The sequence below is a fragment of the Kitasatospora sp. NPDC041917 genome (genome assembly GCF_055589745.1).
In genome coordinates, this window is the sequence record NZ_JBVJBI010000028.1 from 31,136 (window position 1) to 43,369 (window position 12,234).

10 protein-coding genes are annotated in these 12,234 nt (G+C 73.9%); all 10 read right to left on the minus strand.

What is annotated here, in order from left to right; translation table 11 throughout:
• Nucleotides 1-69: 69 nt before the first annotated feature.
• On the minus strand, nt 70-1,593 hold the full coding sequence (locus tag ACZ6EM_RS28180) for a DUF4153 domain-containing protein (protein WP_465773528.1): 1,524 nt from the start codon (nt 1,591-1,593) through the stop codon (nt 70-72).
• A gap of 534 nt (nt 1,594-2,127) precedes the next feature.
• The gene (locus ACZ6EM_RS28185) at nt 2,128-3,102 is read right to left on the minus strand and encodes a carbohydrate ABC transporter permease (protein WP_465773529.1); all 975 of its coding nucleotides are present in this window, start codon (nt 3,100-3,102) and stop codon (nt 2,128-2,130) included.
• Nucleotides 3,099-4,166, minus strand: a complete 1,068-nt coding sequence (locus tag ACZ6EM_RS28190) for a carbohydrate ABC transporter permease (RefSeq protein WP_401055178.1) — start codon at nt 4,164-4,166, stop codon at nt 3,099-3,101. Before ACZ6EM_RS28190 ends, ACZ6EM_RS28185 begins: the two co-directional genes overlap by 4 nt.
• A 210-nt stretch (nt 4,167-4,376) precedes the next feature.
• Complete coding sequence (locus ACZ6EM_RS28195) at nt 4,377-5,765, minus strand: ABC transporter substrate-binding protein (RefSeq protein ID WP_465773530.1); 1,389 nt, start codon at nt 5,763-5,765, stop codon at nt 4,377-4,379.
• Nucleotides 5,766-6,064: 299 nt separating this feature from the next.
• Nucleotides 6,065-7,279 (minus strand): cytochrome P450 family protein, encoded by a 1,215-nt coding sequence (locus tag ACZ6EM_RS28200; RefSeq protein WP_465773531.1) that lies wholly within the window; start codon nt 7,277-7,279, stop codon nt 6,065-6,067.
• Between the two features lie 35 nt (nt 7,280-7,314).
• Complete coding sequence (locus ACZ6EM_RS28205; protein WP_452177373.1) at nt 7,315-8,559, minus strand: cytochrome P450; 1,245 nt, start codon at nt 8,557-8,559, stop codon at nt 7,315-7,317.
• Nucleotides 8,556-9,308, minus strand: coding sequence for a GTP-binding protein (locus ACZ6EM_RS28210; protein WP_465773532.1), 753 nt, complete (start codon nt 9,306-9,308; stop codon nt 8,556-8,558). The genes ACZ6EM_RS28205 and ACZ6EM_RS28210 overlap by 4 nt, the downstream gene beginning before the upstream one ends.
• Complete coding sequence (locus ACZ6EM_RS28215; RefSeq protein ID WP_465773533.1) at nt 9,289-9,657, minus strand: DUF742 domain-containing protein; 369 nt, start codon at nt 9,655-9,657, stop codon at nt 9,289-9,291. Before ACZ6EM_RS28215 ends, ACZ6EM_RS28210 begins: the two co-directional genes overlap by 20 nt.
• Nucleotides 9,654-10,091 (minus strand): roadblock/LC7 domain-containing protein, encoded by a 438-nt coding sequence (locus ACZ6EM_RS28220; protein WP_465773534.1) that lies wholly within the window; start codon nt 10,089-10,091, stop codon nt 9,654-9,656. The genes ACZ6EM_RS28215 and ACZ6EM_RS28220 overlap by 4 nt, the downstream gene beginning before the upstream one ends.
• Nucleotides 10,091-11,998 (minus strand): sensor histidine kinase, encoded by a 1,908-nt coding sequence (locus ACZ6EM_RS28225; protein ID WP_465773535.1) that lies wholly within the window; start codon nt 11,996-11,998, stop codon nt 10,091-10,093. The genes ACZ6EM_RS28220 and ACZ6EM_RS28225 overlap by 1 nt, the downstream gene beginning before the upstream one ends.
• Between the last annotated feature and the right edge of the window lie 236 nt (nt 11,999-12,234).

Sequence of the window (12,234 nt, forward strand, 5' to 3'; positions counted from 1 at the left end):
CAGGGCCGGCCGGGAGCAGCACGCTCCCGACCGGCCCTGCCGCCGTCCACGGGCCCCGCCCCGGTCGTCCTACCTGTCCTCGTACGCCAGCCTCGCCCAGTCGCAGGCCGTGCGGCCGGGCGCCGTCGAGTCCATCAGCGGCCGCTCCGCCAGGATCTCCCGGGCCCGGGCGGCCGCCAGGTTGGTCGCGTACCAGGGCTTCGACGCTCCGCCCACGCCCTGACCGATCAGCTGCAGCGCACAGCTCCGCTGCGGCTCGGGGAGCCGGTCCAGGGCGGGCACCGCATCCGCCGCGAGCCGGCGGACGTTGCGCAGGTCGATCGCCGCGGTGTGCGGGTCGGTCCGCAGCGCCCGCTCGTACCGGGTGACGTTCTGCTCGGCGACGATCGCGTCCGGGCCCATCAGGCCGTAGACCGCGACGGTGAGCGCCCCGCTGAGGACGACGACGCGCGGCAGCCAGCCGGTGCGGCGGGTCAGCCCTGCCGCGATCAGCAGCAGGAAGACGGCGCCCAGCCAGACCTCGACCACCAGCACCCAGAGCCGCAGCCGGGTGAGCCCGGAGGCGTCCACGTAGAACCACATCCGGCCGAGCGCCGAGGCGACCACGGCCAGCGCCAGCAGGCAGAGCAGCCCGAGCAGGATCCGCGCCATCCGGCGGTCGGCCGCGGTGCTGCGCGGCGCCCACCGCTTGGCGACCGCCACCACGACCAGCGTGAGCACGGTGATCACGCTCAACTGCCAGAAGCCCTGCCGGGCGTACGCGGAGCGGCTCATCCCGGTGTTGCTCAGCACGGCGTCCGCACCGCCGAGCACCACCACGGCCTGGATCACGGCGAAGACGCCGAACATCAGGTTGAGCGCGACCAGCGGCAGCGCCCACTCCAGCCGGCGCCGCTCCCGGCCCGGCCGGATCACCGTGCGGTCCCAGCGGCGCGGGCCGGCGGCCATGTGCGCGAAGCCCAGCGCGGTCGCCGACCCGAGCACGAACAACACGCCGCGCCCCGGGAGTTGGTCGAGGTCGAGGTCCGGGCTGAGGCTGCCCAGCAGGTCCGCCATGGCGGCGTCGGCGCTGGCGAACAGCAGGCCGAAGACGGTCAGCAGGCCGGCGGCGACCGCGAGCGCCTTGAGCACCGGGACGATCCGGCCGCGGCCGGGCAGGTTCCGCCGGTCCACGCTCTCCCAGACCCAGACCACCGAGGGCACCAGCTGCCACAGGATGCCGGGCAGCGGGAACAGCACACCCGCCCAGCGGCGGCCGCCGTGCAGGGCCAGTGAGGCCAGCGCGAGCGCGCCGACGGTGGCCAGCGCCCCGGGCCAGGAGGCGTCCCAGCAGGCCGGAACGGCGAGCAGGGCGAGGGCGAGCAGGCTCCACGCCGCCGTCCAGGGCCGGATCCGGCGACCGGCCGCCCGGGCGGTGACCCCTGCCCCGACGGCGACGGCGGCGCCGAGCACCAGCAGGTTGGGCCCCAGGCCGTCGAAGAGCAGCCAGGCCGTCAGCAGGCCGGTGAGCAGGGCCGCCAGGGCGACCCCGGGCGTGGCCGCCGCCCGGCGTTCGGGGTCGCTCCGGCGCAGCCACGCACCGGTCGAGGGCACGGGCGCGCCGGGAACCCGGCCCGGGCCCGGCCGCCCTTGCCGGACCTGCGGTCCCTGCGGCCCCTGCGGTCCCTGCGGTCCCTGCGGGCCGGGGCCCGTCGCACGGTACGGGCCGTACGGGTCGTACGCGTCATAGGGGTTGTGCGGCTCGGTCGGGCCAGCCGCCCCGGACAGGCCCGGAACCCCGGACAGGCCCGGAACCCCGGTCGCCCCCGACGCCTCGGTCGCCCCCGACGCCTCGGTCGCCCCCTGTGCCTCGGTCGCCCCCTGCGGCTGGGTCGAACCGGTGGAGCCGGGCGAGCCAGGTGAACCGAGCGAACCGGGCGAACCGGGCGAATCAGACGCGGCGGGAACGGACGGACCTGACATGAGTCCCCCTCAGTGGTCGGCGGGCATGCGGAGGCCACCCGTCGGGCGGTCCACCGGCGGGCGCTCTCGGCGCCCCGGCCGCTGCCGACTGTAGACCATTCTGAACAGGTTCAAAAGTCAGCTCTGAACGCGTTCAGAACGCCCTCACCACCAAGGACTCCCTCGCTACCCCTTCACCGACCCGGCCAGCAGCCCGCGAACGAAGTACCGCTGGAGACTGAAGAAGACGATCAGCGGCACGACGATCGACAGGAACGCCCCGGCCGTCAGCAGCTCCCAGCGCCCGCCGAGCGAGCCGGACAGCTGCGCCAGCCGCACCGTCATCGGCGCCACCTCCGGCGTGCCGCCCGCGAAGGTCAGCGCCACCAGCAGGTCGTTCCAGACCCACAGGAACTGGAAGATCGCGAACGAGGCCAGCGCCGGGGTGCACAGCGGCAGCACGATGGAGCGGAAGATCTTGAAGTGCGAGGCGCCGTCCACCACCGCGGCCTCCATCAGGTCGCGCGGCAGCTGGGCGATGAAGTTGTGCAGCAGGAACACCGCCAGCGGCAGCGCGAACATGGTGTGCGCCAGCCAGACCGGCGCGTAGCTGCCCTTCAGGTCCACCGCCGGAATCAGCGTCAGCGCGCCCAGGTGCGCGCCGCCGGCGAACAGCCGCAGCAGCGGGATCAGCGCCATCTGGAGCGGCACCACCTGGAGCGCGAACACCGTGAAGAAGACCGCGTCGCTCCCCCGGAACCGCACCCAGGCCAGCGCGTACGCCGCCATCGCCGCCAGTGCCAGCGGGAAGACCGTCGCCGGGATGCTGATCGCCAGCGAGTTGACCAGGAAGGGCATCAGGCCGGTGGAGGCCCCGGATCCGCCCTCGAACAGCACCGAGTGGTAGTTGCCGAGGCCGAGGTCGGGGTGGAGGAAGGCGTTCCACCAGCCGCTGGCGGTCACGTCCTGCTTGGGCCGCAGCGAGGTCACCAGCAGACCCAGCGTCGGGACCGTCCAGAGCACCGTCATCGCGATCACGAACACCGAGGCCAGCGGACTGCTGAAGGCCTTCCGCACCGGCCGCACCGCACCGGCCGGCCGCACCATCCCCTCCGTCCGCACCGCCTTCGCCGCCCCCTCCCGGCCGTCCGTCCCGGTCACCGGACCTCACGCTCCTTCCGCAGCTGCAGGATGTTGTAGGCCACCAGCGGCAGCACCGCGAGGAAGAGGAGCACCGCGAGGGCACTGCCCCGCCCGGAGTTGAACTGCACGAAGGACTGCGAGTACATCTCGTTGGCCAGCACCTGGGTGCCGAAGTTGCCGCCGGTCATGGTGCGGACGATGTCGAAGGCCTTCAGGGTGATGATCATGACCGTGGTCAGGACGACCATCACCGTGGTGCGGATCATCGGCACGGTGACGTACCAGAACAGCCGCACCCCGCTCGCGCCGTCCAGCCGGGCCGCCTCCACGACCTCGTCCGGGATCGCCTTGATCGCCGCCGACAGCACCACCATCGCGAAGCCGGTCTGCACCCAGACCATCACCGCCATCAGCAGGAAGGTGTTCAGCGGCTGCGAGAGCAGCCAGTTCGGCGGATCGTCCCAGCCCACCGCGACGGCGAGCTGGCTGAGCAGACCGATCTGCGGCTGGCCCGGACCGCGCGACTCGTAGACGAACTTGAAGATGATCGACGCGCCGACCAGCGAGATCGCCATCGGCATGAAGATCAGCGACTTGTACACCGACTGGCCGCGCATCCGGTCCACCAGCAGCGCCAGTACCAGCCCCAGCCCGGTCGCCGCCAACGGCGCGACCACCAGCCAGAGCAGCGTGTTGACCAGCACCTTCTGCACCGAGTCGGAGGTGAGGGCCCAGCCGAAGTTCTCACCGCCGACGAACCGGGTGCCGTCGTCGTTCTGGAGGCTGAGGTAGACCGTGCGGACCAGCGGCACGACCAGGCCGACGGCCAGCAGCAGCACCGCCGGGCCGAGGAACACCGCGACCGCCAGCGGACGGGCCAGGCGGCCCCGGGCCCGGCCGGCGACCAGGAAGACCACCAGCAGGATGCCGAGGAAGCCGGCGACGGCGCCGAAGGTGTTGCCGAACTTGACGGCCGCGTCGTTCCAGGTGCCGGCCGCCAGTCTCTCGGCGACCAGCCCGCCGGCGGCCAACCGGTCCGCGGCCAACTCGGCGACGGGTGACGGGAATCCGGGTACGGACATGGCTGTGCGTCCCTTCGGGCGTGGTGGGAAGGGGGCGGGCGGTGCGGGTGGGTGGCCCCGCACCGCCCTCGGCAGGTGGTCCCAGTGCGCCGGCAGCGGACCGGCGCCTCGGTTGCTCGCGCCGGCAGCGAAGCCGACGCGTCGGTTGCTCCCGCCGGCAGCGAAGCCGACGCGTCGGTTGCTCCCGCCGGCAGCGAACCGGCGCGTCGGCTACTGCGGCCAGGCGGCGTCGATGTCGGCGGCGGTCTTCTGGATCGACTGCCCCTCGGCGAACCAGGCGGTCAGCGACTTCCACTCCTGTCCGGCGCCCACGGCGGCCGGCATCAGGTCGGAGCCGTCGAAGCGGAAGGTCGCCGACGGGTCGGTCAGCGCCTCGGCCGACAGCTTGTCGATCGGGTCGGTGTAGAGGCCCTTGTCCACGCCCTGGTTGGCCGAGACCCAGCCGCTCGCGGTCTTCACCCGGCTGCTCGCCCAGGCGGAGCTGGACAGGTAGTTCTGCACCGCCTGTGCCTCGGGCCGGCCGGAGAAGGCCGCCAGGAACTCGCCGCCGCCCTCGACCGGATTGGCGATCGACGGGTTCACCGCGGGCAGGTGGAAGGCGAAGACGTCCCCGTCCGGGCCGACCTTGGTGCCCTTGGGCCACTGCGCCTCGTAGAAGGAGGCCTGCTGGAGCAGCATGCACGTGCCGCTCAGGATCGGGGTGCCCGCGTCCTGGAAGGTGGTGGTGGCGATCGACTTCACGTCACCGAAGCCCGCGTTGACCCAGGCCGGGTTCTGCATCCAGTCGGCGACCGTCTTCATCGCGGTGGTGATCTTCGGGTCGGAGAACTTCACCTGGTGGCCGACCCACTGGTCGTACACCTCGCCGCCGTACGAGCCGAGCACCACCTCCTCCAGCCAGTCGGTGGCCGGCCAGCCGGTGGCCGTTCCGGAGGCGATGCCGCCGCACCACGGCCTGGCGCCGCCCGCCTTGGCGATCCGGTCGCTGAGCGCCATCAGGTCGGCCCAGGTCTTGGGCGCCTCGTAGCCGGCCGCCTTGAAGGCCTTCGGCGAGTACCAGACCAGGGACTTCATGTTGGCGCTCATCGGGGCCGCGTAGAACGTGCCGTTGACCGATCCGTAGGTCTTCCAGATCGGGCTCCACTTGTCCTGGTTGGCGACGGTCTGGGCGGGCGGCTTCACCACCTTGCCGCTCTTCACCATCTGCGCCAGCAGGCCCGGCTGCGGGATGATCGCGAAGTCCGGGGCGTTGCCCCCGGAGACCCGGACCGGCAGCTGCGACTCGAAGTCGTTCGAGCCCTCGTAACTGATCTTGATTCCGGTGCACTTGCTGAACTCGGCCCAGGACTTCTCCAGGTTGTCCGACTCCGGGCTCAGGATCGAGGCGAACATCGTCACCGTGGTGCCCGCGTGTCCGGCGTACGGCTGGTACGCGGCGCAGTCGCCGGACAGCGACGCGGCCGATCCGCCCCCGCCACCGCCCGAACCGCCGGAGCTGTTGGAACAGGCCGCGGTCAGCGCCAGCGCCGCCACCAGGGCGGCCGCGGCGACCGGACGACGGCGGTAACCCGGGTGCTGCGCGGTCGGGTTGAGGGTCAATGCGGTTCTCCTCGCCAGGGCGTGCTGCCGACGGTGGGCTGAACGACATCGCGCTGTACCGGAGATGGGCCTGCAAGGGATCACGGACGGGATCACGGACGGGATCACGGGCGAGCCGCGTCCGGACTGATCGAAGACGTTAACGCAGCCGCCGCCCCTCGCCAAGGTCCACGTTCGACCTTCACAAGCCGGTGTCCCGACCGTGACCCGCGACAGGCGGTCCCCGGACCGCCACCACCAGAAGTCGAAGGCCCCGACCGGAAATCCGGACGAGGCCCAGGACATGACGACACGTCAGGTCAGAACAACCGGATCGGCAGCTCCCGCAGGCTGTTCACCACCAGAGAGGGGCTCGGCCGCAGCTCGGCGTCCGGCACCGCGAGCGACAGCCCCGGGAAGCGCTCGAACAGCGCGGGCAGCGCGATCCCCGCCTCCAGCCGGGCCAGCGGGGAGCCCGGGCAGACGTGCGGGCCGTGCCCGAAGGACAGGTGGCGGGCCGGGTCCCGGGTGAGGTCGAAGACCTCGGCCGTCACCCCGTGCTGGAGCGGGTCGCGGCCGATCGCGTTGTACGAGACCAGCACCGGCTCACCCGCCGGGATCTCCACCTCGCCGACCGGGATGTCCTGCGCGGCGAACCGGAACAGGAAGTTGCTGGTCGGCGGCGTCCAGCGGAGCGACTCCTCCACCACCGCGTCCCAGGACACCCGGCCCGAGCGCACCAGCTCCAACTGGTCCGGGTGGGTCAGCAGCGCCCGCACCGCGTTGCCGATCAGGTTCACCGTGGTCTCGTGGCCGGCCGCGATGATCACCCGCAGGGTGGCCGCAGCCTCCGCGTCGGTCAGCGCCCCGCCCTCGGTGTCGGCCGCCAGCAGCACACTCGCCAGGTCCTCGCCGGGAGCCGAACGGCGCTGCGCCACCAGACCGTTGACGAAGGCGTTCAGCGCGGCGACGGTCGCCTGGATGCCCTCCGGGTTCGGCTTGATGCCGAAGAACCGCTCGTACAGGTCGCGCAACAGGCCGTGGTCCGACTCGGGAACGCCCAGCAGCGAGCAGATCACCGTCATCGGCAGCGGGAAGGCGAAGGCCGTCTTCAGGTCCACCACCGGCTCGCCTGCCGCCAGGGCGTCCAGCAGCGCGTGGGTGATCTCCTCGACGCGCGGACGCATCAGCTCCACCCGGCGCGGGGTGAAGGCCTGCGCGACCAGCGCCCGCAGCCGGCGGTGCTCGGCGCCGTCCGTGGTCACCATGCTCGGGCCGGGCACCGCCAGACCGATCAGCGGCCAGGTCTTCGGCACCTCGCCGCGCTGGTACGCCGCCCAGTGCGCGGCGTCCTTCACCAGCCGGGCGTCGGTCAGCAGGTCGCGCGCGGCGGCGTGCTGCGTCACCGCCCAGGCGGCGACCCCACCGGGCAGCTCGACCGGCACCGCCGGGCCGGCGGCCCGCAGCAGCGCGCCCTCGGCCGCGTTGTCACGGGCCAGCGGGTCGAGGACGATTCGGGCCGGGGCAGCGGTCATCGACAACTCTCTTTCGAACGGCGGGTGTTGAATGATCAGGCCGGGTGGCCCGGGGTGAACGAGACCGGCAGCGCCACCAGCCCCCGCACCCAGGCCGACGGCCGCCACACCAACGCGTGCTCGGCCACCGCCAGCCGAAGGTCCGGCAGCCGGTCGAGCAGCACCTCGATCGCGGTGGCGGCGATCACCTCGGCCGCCTCCTGCGCCGGGAACGGGCAGCCGTGCTCGCCGTACGAGTAGCTCATGTGCGCCCGGTTCCCCTCCGCCGGGCGGCCGTCCGCCTGCCGGACCGCCGGATCGGCGTTGGCCCCGGCGAAGCCCAGCAGGACCATGTCCCCCTCGGCGATCCGCTGGCCGCCCAGCTGGGTGTCACGGACCGCCCAGCGGCCGGCGAAGATCTGGGTCGGGGTGTCCTCCCACAGCGCCTCGTTCAACGCCTGGCTGATGCTGCGCCGGCCGCCGGCCAGCGAGGCGGCGAACCGCTCGTCGGTGAGCATCAGCCGCAGCGCGTTGGAGATCCAGTACGAGCTCGGCTGGTGGCCGGCGATCAGCAGCACCCGCAGGTCGCGCATCACCTCGTCGTGGGTCAGCCCGGCCGGGTGCGCCAGCATCCGCGAGGCGACGTCGGCGCCCGGGTACTCCGCCTTCTCCTCGACCAGCGCGAACATCAGCTCCAACAGCCGCTGGGCGCCGGCCGGCGCGTCCGGGCCGCCGTCCAGCATCGCCAGCAGAGCCGCGATCAGCTGCGGCGCCTGCTCCTCGTCCAGGCCGAGCACCCGGCACAGCACCAGCAGCGGCATCCGGTGCGCGTACTCGGCGACCAGATCGGCCTCGCCGCGCCCGGCGAACTCGTCGATCAGCCGGTCGGCGATCTCCTCGGCGTGCTTGCGCAGCTCGTACGGGTCGATCCCGGCCAGCGCGTCGGTGACCGCGCGCGAACGCCGGACGTGCTCCTCGCCCTCGGCGTAGAGGATCGACGGCACGGGCGCCATCATCGGCTTCAGCGGCCAGTCGGCGGGCAGCGTCTCCCAGGCGTGCCAGCGGCTGGAGTCGCGGCCGAACAGCTGCGGCCGGCCGGTCACCTGCTGGAGCTCGCGGTAGCCGATGACCAGCCAGGCGGGCACGCCGCCGGCCAGCTCGACCGGGGCGACCGGGCCGTGCGTGGCGCGCAGCTCGCGGTAGAGCTGGGACGGGTCGGTCTGGAAGCGCGGCCCGTACAGCGGCGTGGCGCCGGCGTGCGCCGGGCAGCCCGGGGGCGGGGTGGCGGCGGGCTCGGTCACGGGGTGCTCTCCTCGTAGATCACGGTGCGGGACCCTGCCTGGGCGGGCTCCTCGGCCCCGGCGGCAACGGCACCGGCGGCAACGGCCGGAGCGGCCCCGCCGGTCAGGGCCCCCTCGTCGGCCCCGGCCAGGACGGCCAGGTGGTGGACCAGGGCGATCAGCACCTGCTTGCCGGACTCGCGGTCGCGCGCGTCGCAGTCCACCAGCGGTACCCCGGCCGGCAGGTCCAGCGCCTCGCGGACCTGCTCCAGGGTGTGGCCGGGCTCGCCGAAGTTGTTGCGGGCCACGATGAACGGCGTGCCGTGGTGCTCCAGCCGGTCGATCGCGTACCAGGAGTCCTCCAGCCGCCGGGTGTCCACCAGGACGACCGCGCCCAGGGCGCCGCTGAACAGCCGGTCCCAGAGGAACCAGAAGCGCTCCTGGCCGGGCGCGCCGAACAGGTACAGCACCTGGCGCTCGGAGAGGGTGATCCGGCCGAAGTCGAAGGCGACCGTGGTGGAGCGCTTGCCCCAGGCGCCGGCCGGGTCGATGCCCTCGCCCGCCCTGGTCATCACCTCTTCGGTGTTCAGCGGGCGGATCTCGCTGACCGAGCCGACCAGGGTGGTCTTGCCCACCCCGAAGCCGCCGACCACGACGATCTTCAGCGCGTTGTCGGCCGTCGCCCGCAGCGGGGTGCGCGCGCCGGCGGGCCGGACGCCGGCAGCGGCAGCGGCAGCGGCGTCCCACGCATCAGAGCCGTTGGAGGCCATGCAGCACCTGCTTCAGCGTGTCGAGGTCGGGCAGCCGGGCCTTGTTCGGCGCGAACCGGGGGTGGCGGGCGGTGACCGCCCCGGACTCCAGCAGGTCGCCGAGCAGGATCTTCACCACCGAGACGGGCAGCGCCAGCTCCGCCGCCACCTCCACGACGGCGGTCGGGGCCTCGCACATCCGCAGGATCCGGACGTGCTCCGACTGCATCCCGGGCGCCGGCTGCCGCTCGGCGACGATCAGGGTGACCAGGTCGAAGGCGTTCTCCGGCGCCCGGCTGCGGCCCCGGGTGATGGTGTAGAGGCGGTCCGGGTCGTCGTCACGGCCCGGCAGCGCCGGCCCGGCAGTCATATGCCGACGCTCTCTTGCGCGGCGGCCTCGCCCTCCGCCTCCCGGGCGGGCGCGCTGAGGTGGACCCCGATCTGCTCGATCAGGCCGTGCATGTTGTGGCCGACCACGCCGACGTCCGCGTCGTCGTCCGTGACCACCGCGAGGTGCGCGCCCTCACCGGCCGCCACGATGCACAGGATGCCGCCGTGGAACTCGGTCATCGACTGCCGCACGCCGCCGCTGCCGTCGCCGAACTCGATGGAGGCGCCGTGCGCCAGGCTCTGCAGGCCGGAGGCGATGGCGGCCAGCTGGTCGGCCTGGTCGGTGCTCAGCCCAGCGGTGTGGCAGAGCTTGAGGCCGTCGGCGGAGAGGACCAGGGCGTGCCGGGTGCCGGGGGTCGCCGCCAGCAGGTTCTCCAACAGCCAGTCGAGGTCGCGGTCGGTGGCACTGCTCATCAGGTGTCCTTCTCGGTGACGGGGGAAGCGTCGGGCAGGGTGTCGGGATCCGTGGTCGGCGCCCCGGCGGAGGGCTGCTCGGCCCCCGCGGGACGGGCGGCGGCCCGGCGGAACGCGCCGAACCGGGCGGCCGCGCCGACCGCGTCGGTGCTCATGGCCTTCGCGGTCCGGGCCGTCGCGGGGGCGCTGGTCGCCAGCGTCTGCCCGCGCCGGCGCTGCGGCAGGCCGCTGTCGGTCATCCGGGCGGGCGCGGCCGGCAGGGCGGGCGCGGTGGACGTCTGCGTCCCGGTGGCGGTCGGCGTCCCGGCCGGGGTCCGCTGCGCGGAGGGCGCCGGAGGCAGGGAGGCGGACGCCGAAGGCGGGGAGGCGGGCGCCGGAGGCAGGGAGGCGGGCGCCGGAGGCAGGGAGGCGGACGCCGGAGGCAGGGAGGCGGACGCCGAAGGCGGGGAGGCGGGCGCCGGAGGCAGGGAGGCGGGCGCCGGAGGCAGGGAGGCGGGCGCGGGACGCGCCGAGGTGAGCGCGGGGCGCGCGGTCTCCACGGGCGGCGTCTGTGCCGGGACGAACGCCTGGACGGGCGCCGGGGCGGCGGTCGGCACCGGGTGCGTGACGAGCCGCGGCGGGATCAGCATCACCACGCCGGTGCCGCCGCGCGCCGACGGCCGGAAGGAGATCTGCAGCCCGTGCTTGCGCGCCAGCACGCCGACCACCGCGAGCCCCAGCCGGGTACCGGCGGAGAGCGTGGTGAGGTCCAGCGGCTCGGCGCAGACGGCCCGCTCGGCCCGGCGCAGCCAGCTGTCGCTCAGCCCCAGCCCGCTGTCCTCGACGGTGACCACCAGCCCGGCCGGCACCTCCTCGACGTAGACGTGCACCTCGGCCGGTGGGGCGGAGAAGTTGGTGGCGTTGTCCAGCAGTTCGGCCAGCGCGTGCATCACGCCCTCGGCCGCGTACCCGGCGACCGCGGCGGTGCTGGCGTTGTGCAGCCGCACCCGCTGGTAGGCGCCGATCCGGCCGAGCGCGCCGCGCAACACCGACTCCACCGCGATCGGCTTGGCCCAGCGGCGGCCCGAGCGGGCGCCGGTGAGCACCGCGATGCTGTCGGCCATCCGGCCCGCCTGGGCGGTCGAGTGGTCCAGGCTCAGCAGGTCGCCGAGGACCTCCTCGTCGTGCCGGTGCTGCATCTCGCGCAGCTCGGCGTGCATGCTCGTGGCCAGCGCCTGGACCCGCCCGGCGGCGGTCGCGCAGACGGCCAGGGCGGCTGCCCGCAGCCGCTCGCCGCGGCCGATCTCCTCGCCGACGGCGCGCAGCAGCGCGTACTGGGGGTGCTTGCGGTGGACGGCCAGCGCGCTGTCCACGGCGGCGCCGGCCCGCAGCTTCGCCACCACCTCGGGCAGCACGCCCTCGACGATCCGGGCCAGTTCGGCGCGTTCCGACTCGGCCCGGGTCCGCTCCGTCTGCGCCCCGGCCCGCTCGGCGTCGAGTTCGGCCCGCAGCCGGGCCAGTTCGGTGTGCGCGGTGGTGGCGTCCGCCTCGGCGCGGGACTGCTCGGCGCGGGCGGCGTCCCGCTCGGCGAGCGCGGCGGCGGCGCGGTCGGCGGCGGCCGTCTCGGCCTGCCGGGCCGTGCCCGCGGCGACCAGCGCGGCCCGGGTCTCCTCGTGCTGAGCGGCCAGCTCCTCGGTCAGCCCGCGGGCGCGCTCCGCACCGGTCGAGGCGAGGCCGACGGCGATCAGCCAGAGCACCGTGACGGCAACCACCGCGAGGGCGGTGAGCGGCTGGTGCGCGCCGAACGCCCGGACGACGCCGACCGGCGCGGCGACCAGCGCCAGCAGCACGGCGGCCGCGGTCAGGGCGACGGTGCGCGGCGCGGGCCGTCGGCGCGATCGGCCGTCGGGGCTGGTGGCTTCTCTCATCGGTGCGGTCCTCGGCAACGTCGGCGGGCGGCGGCGCGGGCGGCGGGTCGGCGACGGTCGCGGCCGCCGACAGCTGGGTCGGGCGCATACCGGACCGCCCGGCGACGTTATGAAACGTCTCCGGGCGTCTGATCGGTTCACGCTTTCGGCCGATCATATCGATTCAGACATAGGCCTCAAGTGGCCAGTTGACGGCCAATCTCCTGCTTTCACACCGTCCACACCACACTGCGACA

What these genes read in the sequence shown, in the direction of transcription:
- ACZ6EM_RS28190 (WP_401055178.1), bottom strand. Translation starts at nt 4,166, where the DNA reads ATGTCCGTACCCGGATTCCCGTCACCCGTCGCCGAGTTGGCCGCGGAC.
- ACZ6EM_RS28200 (WP_465773531.1), bottom strand. Translation starts at nt 7,279, where the DNA reads ATGACCGCTGCCCCGGCCCGAATCGTCCTCGACCCGCTGGCCCGTGAC.
- ACZ6EM_RS28215 (WP_465773533.1), bottom strand. Translation starts at nt 9,657, where the DNA reads ATGACTGCCGGGCCGGCGCTGCCGGGCCGTGACGACGACCCGGACCGC.
- ACZ6EM_RS28220 (WP_465773534.1), bottom strand. Translation starts at nt 10,091, where the DNA reads ATGAGCAGTGCCACCGACCGCGACCTCGACTGGCTGTTGGAGAACCTG.
- ACZ6EM_RS28210 (WP_465773532.1), bottom strand. Translation starts at nt 9,308, where the DNA reads ATGGCCTCCAACGGCTCTGATGCGTGGGACGCCGCTGCCGCTGCCGCT.
- ACZ6EM_RS28225 (WP_465773535.1), bottom strand. Translation starts at nt 11,998, where the DNA reads ATGAGAGAAGCCACCAGCCCCGACGGCCGATCGCGCCGACGGCCCGCG.